Here is a 9,810-nt window from a genome sequence, read left to right on the forward strand (position 1 = left end):
TGTTGATTAATGCTGACTTGAACGGTAGCGCCAACATTTTAAGAAAAGTAGCCAGGAAGTTAGGTATTGACCTAAATCGACTGGGTAGCCGGTCTTTGACAACCGTAGCGAGAGTTCGATTGGGGAAGTTGCCACAACTTAACGCTGTCCGCAGTATCCCTCACTTTCAGTGAGGGAGCGTCAACTACTGCCGTGCGCCTACAGTTCTCTATCCAAACAAATCTGCTTTTTCCAGAGCTTCTTTAGACTCTTCAACTTCTGCCGCCTCTGGTGAACCTTTAAACGCTACTCGCAAGAAAGGTGGCGCTAAGAATGTTGTCAGAATCACCATAATGATAATCGCCGCTTCTAAAGGCTTACTCAAAACCCCACTAGCTGAACCAATCCCAGCAAATACCAATCCCACTTCACCACGAGGAATCATACCAACCCCAATCGCAAAGCGGTTAATTTGGGGTTGACCAATAAATGTCCAACCTGTAATCAATTTCCCAATAATCGCTACGGCAATTAAGAAGACAGCAATGACTAATCCTTCCCGATTTTCCGGAACCGCAGGATTGAGAACACCTAAATCGGCTTGTGCACCCACAGCGACGAAGAAAATGGGGACTAAAATATCGGCAATGGGAACAACTTGCTTATCCAGTTCTTTGCGCTTATCCGTTTCATCCAGAACCAATCCCGCTGCAAATGCCCCTAAAATCGCTTCTAATTGGATTACATTCGCTAAGAACGCCATTAAAAACGCAAAGGTAAACGCCGGAATAACCAATTGTCCTCGCGTTTGTAACTTATCCGCGATCGCCACAAAGGATCGGTTGAAAAACTTACCCAGGAAAATAGAACCGAGAAGGAAAACAGTCGCACTAATAATCAGATAGATAACGTTGAAAACATCAACCTCACCTGTTTTCGCCAGACTAGCAACCACGGCTAAGACGATGATACCCAAAACATCATCAATAACCGCCGCCCCGACAATAATCTGACCTTCTTTTGATTTGAGACGCCCTAATTCCGAGAGAACTTTGGACGTAATCCCAATACTGGTGGCGGTTAACGCTGCACCGGCAAAAATCGCTGGAATCGCCGCAACATTAAAGAAAAACATTAACCCGGCTGTACCTGCTGCAAAGGGGGCGACGACTCCCACTATTGCCACAATTGCGGCTTGGTAACCGACTTCTTTGAGATCCCGTAAGTCCGATTCTAAGCCAATCTCAAATAAGAGGATGATCACGCCGATTTCGGCTAAAACCGAGACGACTTCACTCTGGGTTTCAAAGACACTGGTGACAGCCTCTGGGCTTAAATCACCAATCCATTGCAGCAGTTTCATCAGTAGGGAATCAGCCGCAACTGCGCCGCTTTCGGGGAAAACAAGCAGATGCAACGCTGAAACACCGACGACTACACCGCCGACTAATTCACCTAAAACTGGCGGTAAATCAACTGCCTTCGATAACTCTCCGCCCAGTTTACTGGCAATATAAATGATAACTAAACTGAGCAACACACCAGCCAGAACAATAGACGAATCTTCTGGCGCTGTTGCTAATATGGGAATTGGTTGTATCAGGTCTGAAAAAATCATGGTCTGCATCTATGGTTTATCTTCGAGTCTGTGAGATTGATAAGTTACTCTTGAGGTTTAGTGACATTAAAATAAATTTAGCCCCTCAAAGCCTATTCGTTCAAGCCGATATACTGAAACGGCTTCCTAAATCCATGAACATCTGAATCTAAGCGAATTTATGACCAGAGTGTGCTGAAATACAATGAGTATTCATTGCACAACCCTAAGTTAATCAATCTCTTGTCAGATCGTCTTGATTTGCTTTTTGGTACAGACCTATCCTTATCGGTCTGGACAACGGTTTGTCTTTAGTCAATTAGCCAAAACAAACCTGATTGTACTTCGTTTAATGCTTACTATAATTATACGTCTTTATGACAAAATTAATAAAATTTACAAATTTAATATTTATAATAATTTTTCCCAATTCTTTCTTATTGTATAGCGGTACTAAGACAGGTTAGGACATTATTTACTGTTCCCTGTTCCCTGTTCCCTGTTCCCTCATCTAAACCGTTAACTTTAATTGTGTCCACCCACTTAGTTACTGATAACAACATCATCGGATTGAGTGGGATAGGCAGTAGACAATGTACCATTTACTGGGAGTTCATATCTCTTGACCACAGCAACAGCTTGGCGCAATGCTTCTGTCCGATCAACGTACAAATTATGGGCAGGTAACATTGACAGAATGCCCAATTTTTGCAAGCGTCGTTCAATCTGACCCGTAGCACCAACAATGAAGACTTGACGACCTTTATCAATGGCTTCTTGGATGGAATTTTCAATCGCCAACGAAGAGGTAACACCCAAGTGAGGGACATCACTTAAATCTACAATCAGGACATCATGATCTGCCATCGCATTTTGCTGACGGGAGATTGCCTTGGATACCCCAAAGATCATCGGTCCACTTAGGTGGAACAATAGGATGCGACCATCAGTTTGATCAATCAGTTCTTTCTCTTCATCAGTCATCTGGATAGCATCATCGGCATCGGTAATCGTCTTAACATCCTTGGCTTGAAGTTTGGAGAGACGTTCAATGGTCAAGAGATTAGCAACGAATACACCAACGCCAACAGCGACAATCAAGTCAACAAATACAGTCAGGATGATCACGCCATACATAATCATGGCGCCCTTAATTGAAACCTGATGCGCTCGCTTCAGGAAACCCCAGTCAATAATATCTATACCAACCTTGAGGGCAATACCTGCCAGAACCGCCATCGGAATCCAAGCCGTTAGACTGGCAGCCCCTAAAATGACGACCAGCAAAATGAAGGCACGAGTTAAACCAGATAGAGCCGTTCTTGCACCAGTTTGGATATTAACCACGGTTCCCATGGTTGCACCCGCACCTGCAATACCACCACATAACCCAGATGCCAAGTTCCCTAAACCTTGACCAATTAATTCTTTGTTCGAGTCATGCTGAGAGCGAGTTAAGCTATCAGCGACAACGGAGGTGAGTAGAGCATCAATGCAACCGAGCATCCCCAAAACCAAGGCATTGATGAGCATGGTTTGGAATTCTGCCGCACTAAAAGTTGGAACCTGTAAAGTCGGTAAAGCTTGAGGGATCTCACCAATGCGGCGAATATCCCCCATCTCAGGGAACACAAACAACGCTACTACTGTTCCGACCACCAGGGCTATTAACTGGGGCGGTGGGAAAAACTTTTTAAAATTAGGCGGCGCAGACTGCAATAACAATGGTTGTATTACTAGAATTGCAACCGTTAAAACCGCCAGAGCCGTTTCACCGGGCTGCATATTCCCAATCAGCTCAGGTATGCTTTGAATTGTGCCTAGGACTCCACCCTTCGGACTCCCCTGTCCCAGAAATGGTGAAAGTTGCAGGATGACCAGGATAAATCCAATCCCAGACATAAATCCAGATACTACGGTATAGGGCATCAGGGTAACGTATCGACCCAACCGCAATGTACCCAGAATAATCTGGAATACCCCTGCCATCATGACTACGGTAAATGCCATAGCCATACCCTTCTCTGGACCCGCCGTCGCCGTCAGGTTAGCGATAACGGCAGTCATGACCACGGTCATTGGACCTGTGGGTTCAGAAATGAGAGTGGGTGTACCACCAAACAGGGCAGCAAAGAAGCCAACTAAAACAGCACCCCAAAGACCAGCTACAGCGCCAGCACCAGAGGCAACACCGAAAGCCAATGCCATGGGGAGGGCGATAATCGCAGCGGTGATCCCCCCAAATATGTCACCTTGCAGGTTTCTAAAATGTATACGATTAACGATTCGCATTAAGCTTGGAGGAGTGAGAGAACGACAGTGTACTCAGAAGGGTTCAGTCTTGGCAACACTTTCTCATACTTTCCGGGAAGAGTTAAGGTTTGTAACGCTTCCTAATATTTCTTCAATTAGATTAACTGACGATGCTCCATTCTTTGCATTTGGATTTTCAATAGAAAGCATAGAGAGAATGCTTATAGGGGATGAGGGGATGGCGCATTGGTGTCAACCTGAAGGGGTGACAAGCTCGCGTCAAAGGTAGGCAGGGTGTGGGGTATGGGGTGTGGGGTGTGGGGTGTGGGGAAGCGGGATGGGGAAATAGATTGGGTATTAGTTGTTTAGTTGGTATTGTCAATGGATTGCATACAGGTCAATAAAATTCGGTCTTACGGCTATACGGGTTATCTGCCAGAAGAGCGGGTACTTGGACAATGGTTTGAAGTGGATCTGACGTTATGGCTAGATTTAGCTCCCGCTGGTGAGAGTGACGACATTAAAGACACTCTGGATTACCGCCAAGCCATTGACACGGTTAAGCAACTGATCGCCAACTCTAAGGTTTCCTTAGTGGAAAAATTAGCTAGCGCGATCGCAGATGCTCTGTTAAAGCTCGATAGAGTCGAGCGAGTACAAGTGCGGCTGAGTAAACCTGCTGCTCCTATCCCTGACTTTGGCGGCACAATTACGATTGATATCACTAGACCGGGTGTGGGGTGACCGGGTGCGGGGTGTGGGGTGTCGGGTGTCGGGTGAGTAGCAGAAAATCCTTCGAGGTTGAGAAATCAGGACGCCTCACCCCGCCTCCTTTCAACGTTACGCGATCGCTAAATCCGTCTCAGTCGGCTTCCCTGGATGAACGCCTTGCTCCACCTGCATCCATTCCTGAAACACGTCTTCAATAAATATTCGTTTCTTCTTCCCACTCTCATTGACTACCTGTACTTCAACGTTGAGAGTGGGTAAATACACACCATCTACGATTTGATGCCCATAAGCTACAACTTTACCCACGTTCCCAGTTGAACGATGATGGGCATAGTCGCCAATGTTTAGCATGATATTCATAGTTCCCACAAGCATTCGCTAAATGGACAATGCATACCATAGCAACGGGTTCAAGTTATTGCAATACTTCTTAATCTGATCCGGTTATTGTTACATCACTACATATTTTTCTCATTTTTCTGTCATTTGTCATTGGTCATTTGTCATTTGTCATTTGTCCTTTGGGGTACGTCATCCACTCAATAATGCTTCCACAAACTCATAACTTGAGAACGGACGTAAATCTTCAATCCCTTCCCCAGCACCGATAAACCGAATCGGCAATCCCAATTGCTGCACGATCGCCAAAGCCACACCGCCTTTAGCCGTACCATCCAACTTAGTCAACACCACACCACTCAATTTTGCCGCTTCCGAGAACACCTCAGCTTGACGCAAACCATTTTGACCGAGGGTAGCATCCAATACCAGCAACGATTCTACCTTCGCCTCAGGTGCTTTTTTGTCAATAATCCGGCGAATTTTCGCCAATTCCTCCATCAGATTTTTCTTATTTTGCAAACGCCCTGCGGTGTCTACCAAAAGCAATTCCGTATTTCGGGATTTAGCCGCTGTGATTGAATCGAATACCACAGCGGCTGGATCAGTATTCTTGCCCGGATTAGCAATCACCTCTGTGCTACTGCGTTCTCCCCAAATCTTCACCTGTTCCACCGCCGCCGCCCGGAAGGTATCGGCAGCACCAATCAAACACTTGTAATCCGATTTATTGGCTAAGTGAGCCAGTTTGCCAATCGTGGTGGTTTTTCCCGCACCATTCACCCCAGTCATCAACCAGATATTCAGGGTGTCTTTTTCCGGGAAAAAAGTGGAACCGTAAGACTCGCGACAGGGTTTATCCAGTAAATCCCGGAGAATTTGTTTCAAATACGCGATCGCCTGTTCAGGAGGCAAGACTTCCTGGCGCATTCTAGCTTGCAGGGTTTCAATAATGTAATCCGTTGCCTCGATACCCACATCCGCTTGCAACAGCAACGCCTCAATTTCCATCACGGCGTCTTGGTTCAACGGACCCTGACCGACAATAGACTTGAGTTGATTGACTAAGCCACGACGAGTTTTGCCCAATCCAGAACGAAGCTGTTTGAGCCAGCTAATTTCCTCAGCGGAGACATCCTCAGGGGTACGCCCTTGATCGGCTAAGACTTTGGCTGACCACAAAAATTCTTCATCCAAGGCGATATCCGCCTCGGCTTCGGGTTGGGTTGTGGGTGGCGCGACAGATTCCGGTTCTGGCGTCTCAATTGCCGTTGCTTCGAGCCGTTTAAGTCGTTCTTCCCGTTCGGATTTCCTTGCCCAAATTGGCACAGTTGCTGATTCTTCAGCCGCCCCAGGTTCAGGTTCCTCTGTGTCAGTTTCCACGTCGGCTATAGTATCTGAAGCCGTTGGAGTCTCCGTTTCTTCAGGTTCTACTTGTTCGGTGTCGGTTTCCGCCTCAGTTACCCCAGGATATTCTGGGGAGGTGGCGGTACTACTCGCTTCAACCCTAATGTCTTCTGCCTCTGCTTCCTCCGCTTCCTCCGCTTCCTCTGCTTCCTCCGCTTCCCCAGCTTCCTCCGCTTCCTCTGCTTCCACCGTTTCCGGGGCAGTTTCTGTGGCTTCTGTACTCTCTGTTAGTTCAGCCTGGGCAGATTCAGCCGTGTCAGGTTGTACTTCCGGCGCTTCAGTTTCAGCTTCTGAGGGCGCTGACTCCTGCTTTTGCAGGTTTGTATAAGCCGCTTTTGCCCAACTCAGATAATCGTCAGCAACTGTTGATGATTGCTCCTGAGTAGCAGACTCACTCTCCGATTTCGGCGATTCAACCGGGGGAGTGGCTGACTGCTGTTCTTGCTTCTCTTCTTTCTCCTCGGAAGAGGCTGCACTTTTACCAACTTGGCGGCGGAACCAATTAAATACCATTGCACCTAATTAGAGATAGTTGTGAGTTGTCAGTTTTGAGCTTGCTTTCAAGGGAAGCGAGTATGACAAAGGACAAAGGACGAATGACGATCCTCGTTCACCTGGGCTAACCGACTTACTTAACTTATATGAACTTTTCTAGAGCTGGAGACTCCGACTCATTTATGCAGGTAGTGACGCGCCGCAACACGCCATTCACAAATCGATGCCCTTCTTGATCGCTGTAGCGTTTAGCCAGTTCTATGGCTTCGTTAATAGCCACCCGATCAGGAATCCCTAAAAATGCCATTTCTGCCACCGCTATTCGCAAAATATCGCGGTCAATGCGGGGTAAGCGATTGATTTGCCAATCTTTAAGTGATTTAACCAGTATTTCGTCAATTTCGACTTGCCTACGACGAATCGCCTGGAGAATTTCTATCGCATAAGCCCGCACGTCGGCTTGATTAGCAAGCTGAATCATTTCCGGGATTTCTACCGCGACACCGATACGGTTAATCGCCTTCTGGGTCAGTTCAATGGCTTCAGCAACCATCGTTTTGGAACTTCGCACGTCGATCGCACGGGTTTCACTACCGAGAAGGCGATCGCTCCCGCGTTTGAGTTCGGCTGAGGCTGTTTCTAAGGCTTCGTTAATTTCATCGGTTAGAGTCCTCACGGCGACTAATACCATCTGGCTCAGTTGTTTTTCATCAAGCTGTTCCGGTTCACGGGACATCTGAGAGAGACCTAAAAGTGCCAGTTCACGAGCAATTCTGCGGGGTTGCATGGTTTTGTCCTTTGTCCTTTGTCCTTTGTTTTACTAGCTCCCGAAAAGAAGCTAGCTATGTACATCAATAACCTCTTCCCCAATCCCTAATTACTAGGAACTTTCTTCCGTGGGTAACATCTGCTGTTGCAGCATATCGGATAGAGGTTGCTCTCGCTTCGTCTTGCCGTATGGCATCTGGAGGGGTACACCCATGGATTCACTCGGTCCAACAATTCCACCAGAGATTAGTACCTTAAAGGCATCTTCGATGGACATGGAAAGATTAATCACTTCCGTTTCCGGCACAATAGCATACCATCCGGTGGTCGGATTCGGAGTGGTGGGGATAAAAATATTCAACATGGTGTCGTTGAGTTTGCCTTGAATTTCACCCGTTGCTGTCCCCGTGACGAAGGCGATCGCCCACATTCCCTGACGCGGATACTCTACCAAAATCACTCGCCGAAATTTACTGCTGGAATCCTTAAGCAAGGTTTCCAATAACTGTTTGAGTGTTTTATAGACTGATCCAGCCAGGGGAATTGCCTGCAACACTCGTTCCCCTACATCCAGCAACCACCGCCCGACAATATTACGTGCCATTAAGCCAATCAGTAGAATACACAGGAGGGGCACGGTTAGCCCGACCAGTAAATTCAAGAGATTGACCAAAATGGGGTGGAGGTTATTATAGGGGTTGAGTTGCTTAGGGATACGGGTGAGAAAATTGATCACCCAATTGGCGATGGTAATCGTCAGCCAGATTGTGGTAGCGAGGGGAATCACTACCAGGAGACCGGCGATTAGGTCGTTTTTTAAGTCCTGCTTGAAGCGTTGGATCACAGAGTATTGACTCTCCTTACAACAAATTCGCGGGTATCCCCGTCCTCCACGAAGTAGGGCGGGGAGGGATAGCGGGTAGTGTGAGGGGTTTTGAACCCCTCACACTACCAATTATCAAGCCACGCATAAACCATTAGATCTGCGAATTAATTCCATTTTTTTGGGTGAAAATAAACCAATTCGCTTCCATTGCCAATCGTAGACGGCAAACACTTTAGCTTTGGGAGAATATCCCCCGACATAGCCAACGTCACTAATACCTGATTTTGTAGCTTTAACCAAATCGGCAGCACGAAAACCCTCAACTGTTCCGTGGATACCTTTTGGTTTTCTAACCCCCGACTTGTTTGGGACTTCAAAGTGCAATTGACGGCGAAAGAATCCATACTCTTTCCCCCGCTTAACTGCACCAGGACGGGTGATGATTTTAAACGGGGAAGCGGTCACGTTAACGCTGCCAAAGTGGGTGTAACCGTGGGAGTTAAAGCCAGTAAATGGGACATACTTGATGAAATATCCACAAGCTAACGCCACTCCATCACCTGCGTGGCTCTCGGGTTTAGCTATGGACTTGTTCGCCCTATCCTTCTCTAGCCCTAATTGGGTTCGGAGTTGGGATGTACCGTTCCCATCCTTTTGCCAACCGTGTCGGACGTAGACAGGGGTGATACCCTGAGCTTGTCGAAGGGCGATTTTTTTCATCTGGGATATTGCCCAATTCTGACCAACCATCACCGGGGAGAAGCCCTTGCCCGACTTGGCGCGTTTGCGTTTGGAAAAGTCTACGTCGGCTTTAACCCGCTCATAACCAATCGCCGTCACCGGGAAGATAGCCGCCAACTCCGTAACTACCCTTAACTCCAGTTGCCGTGAGGCTTTAATGGATGGGGGGAGTTTACACTGTTTGCGATTATCGAACCTGCATTGGCGGTGGTTACGCAGCTTAAACGGAACGTTCCGGTTAATCCGCCGTCCCCGTCGTCCCCGTCGTAACATGGCGCGAGTTTCCATCCGTTTTTTGACCCGCCCAAACGGGAGAATAAGGTGTAGTTGTAGCAGGGTGCATTTAGCCGACTGGACACCGACACCGGAATAAGACTTACCCGGATCGACTCCAACAGCGATTGGCTGCACCTCCTTAGCCGATGGTGGTGTGGTTAGCTGGACATAGTAGACGCCCAGGTCTGACCACCTCCCCACTGCTTTCCCTTCGGACACCCACCGTCTAGCCCTGGAGGGCTTGGTGGGCATCAGAGGTTTTCCTTCTTTGCTGATTACTGGAACACGATTCATAGATATAATCCACTCGTGTAATGTTTACGTCTCTTAAGGCATTGGTAAGGGTGTGTCCTGGAATTAGAGGGTGTTCAGAGATTCCTGAACCTACATTTAAACC

8 protein-coding genes and 1 pseudogene are annotated in these 9,810 nt (G+C 47.5%); 2 read left to right on the top strand and 7 right to left on the bottom strand.

The window, feature by feature from the left end; all coding sequences use genetic code 11:
- Positions 1–173: pseudogene (locus RIC07_RS22965) on the top strand (RNA-guided endonuclease TnpB family protein); the annotation flags it as partial.
- A 35-nt stretch (positions 174–208) separates the two neighbouring features.
- Here RIC07_RS22965 and RIC07_RS22970 read toward each other — a convergent pair.
- A complete protein-coding gene (locus RIC07_RS22970; RefSeq protein WP_446396537.1) occupies positions 209–1,597 on the bottom strand; it encodes a cation:proton antiporter in 1,389 nt (462 codons plus the stop codon).
- 522 nt (positions 1,598–2,119) lie between these two features.
- The gene (bicA, locus tag RIC07_RS22975) at positions 2,120–3,868 is read right to left on the bottom strand and encodes a bicarbonate transporter BicA (protein WP_446396538.1); all 1,749 of its coding nucleotides are present in this window, start codon (positions 3,866–3,868) and stop codon (positions 2,120–2,122) included.
- Positions 3,869–4,210: 342 nt separating this feature from the next.
- On the opposite strand from bicA, the gene folB reads away from it, so the two are divergent.
- Positions 4,211–4,573 carry a dihydroneopterin aldolase gene (gene folB / locus RIC07_RS22980; protein ID WP_044208635.1) on the top strand — a complete coding sequence of 121 codons (363 nt, stop codon included), beginning with the start codon at positions 4,211–4,213 and terminating at the stop codon, positions 4,571–4,573.
- 96 nt (positions 4,574–4,669) lie between these two features.
- Here the strand turns inward: folB and RIC07_RS22985 are convergent, their stop codons facing one another.
- From RIC07_RS22985 to RIC07_RS23005, 5 genes are all read right to left on the bottom strand, one after another.
- Entirely contained in the window at positions 4,670–4,921 is a 252-nt protein-coding gene (locus RIC07_RS22985; protein WP_446380798.1) for a hypothetical protein, read from the bottom strand.
- 171 nt (positions 4,922–5,092) lie between these two features.
- Positions 5,093–6,820 (bottom strand): signal recognition particle-docking protein FtsY, encoded by a 1,728-nt coding sequence (gene ftsY / locus RIC07_RS22990; protein ID WP_446396539.1) that lies wholly within the window; start codon positions 6,818–6,820, stop codon positions 5,093–5,095.
- A gap of 124 nt (positions 6,821–6,944) precedes the next feature.
- Complete coding sequence (gene nusB / locus RIC07_RS22995) at positions 6,945–7,589, bottom strand: transcription antitermination factor NusB (RefSeq protein ID WP_446396540.1); 645 nt, start codon at positions 7,587–7,589, stop codon at positions 6,945–6,947.
- Positions 7,590–7,682: 93 nt separating this feature from the next.
- Positions 7,683–8,414: a DUF502 domain-containing protein gene (locus tag RIC07_RS23000; protein WP_446396541.1), complete on the bottom strand. Its 732-nt coding sequence runs from the start codon at positions 8,412–8,414 to the stop codon at positions 7,683–7,685.
- 114 nt (positions 8,415–8,528) lie between these two features.
- On the bottom strand, positions 8,529–9,707 hold the full coding sequence (locus RIC07_RS23005) for an RRXRR domain-containing protein (RefSeq protein WP_446396542.1): 1,179 nt from the start codon (positions 9,705–9,707) through the stop codon (positions 8,529–8,531).
- Positions 9,708–9,810: the final 103 nt, after the last annotated feature.

The organism is Coleofasciculus sp. E1-EBD-02 (assembly GCF_040218245.1).
Classification (GTDB): Bacteria; Cyanobacteriota; Cyanobacteriia; order Cyanobacteriales; family Coleofasciculaceae; genus Coleofasciculus.

Bases quoted from the DNA above. Each gene is read 5' to 3' on its own strand.
- folB (WP_044208635.1), top strand. From the start codon at position 4,211: ATGGATTGCATACAGGTCAATAAAATTCGGTCTTACGGCTATACGGGT.
- RIC07_RS23005 (WP_446396542.1), bottom strand. From the start codon at position 9,707: ATGAATCGTGTTCCAGTAATCAGCAAAGAAGGAAAACCTCTGATGCCC.
- RIC07_RS22970 (WP_446396537.1), bottom strand. From the start codon at position 1,597: ATGATTTTTTCAGACCTGATACAACCAATTCCCATATTAGCAACAGCG.
- ftsY (WP_446396539.1), bottom strand. From the start codon at position 6,820: ATGGTATTTAATTGGTTCCGCCGCCAAGTTGGTAAAAGTGCAGCCTCT.
- nusB (WP_446396540.1), bottom strand. From the start codon at position 7,589: ATGCAACCCCGCAGAATTGCTCGTGAACTGGCACTTTTAGGTCTCTCT.
- RIC07_RS22985 (WP_446380798.1), bottom strand. From the start codon at position 4,921: ATGAATATCATGCTAAACATTGGCGACTATGCCCATCATCGTTCAACT.
- bicA (WP_446396538.1), bottom strand. From the start codon at position 3,868: ATGCGAATCGTTAATCGTATACATTTTAGAAACCTGCAAGGTGACATA.